This window comes from Tritonibacter sp. SIMBA_163, from assembly GCF_046535935.1.
GTDB classification, from domain to species: Bacteria; Pseudomonadota; Alphaproteobacteria; order Rhodobacterales; family Rhodobacteraceae; genus Epibacterium; species Epibacterium scottomollicae.
In genome coordinates, this window is sequence record NZ_JAWJBP010000367.1 from 1 (window position 1) to 277 (window position 277).

Below are 277 nucleotides of genomic sequence, written 5' to 3' on the forward strand. Positions count from 1 at the left end.
CCTTGCTGTAGGCGCCTTGGCACTGCTCATGATTGGCGTGTTCTCCGGCGAACGGGCGGCCACGCTCGTCAACGGATTATCCGTCGCGGTGCTTATTGCAGCGCTGGCGCCTGCCGTATCTGGGCGCGCGCCGCCTTCTATCAGGCAAGCGGTGCGTTCGGCTTCCGCGATCAGTTGCAGGACACGCTGTCACTGCTGCTCATCGATCCGACGCTTGCCCGTGCGCAGATCCTCAACGCCGCATCGCGCCAGTTCCCGGAAGGCGATGTCCAGCATT

1 pseudogene is annotated in these 277 nt (G+C 63.9%); it reads left to right on the forward strand.

Annotation, left to right across the window (positions count from 1 at the left end):
- Positions 1–102: 102 nt before the first annotated feature.
- Positions 103–277, forward strand: a pseudogene (locus tag R0J92_RS22750) (GH36-type glycosyl hydrolase domain-containing protein); the annotation flags it as partial.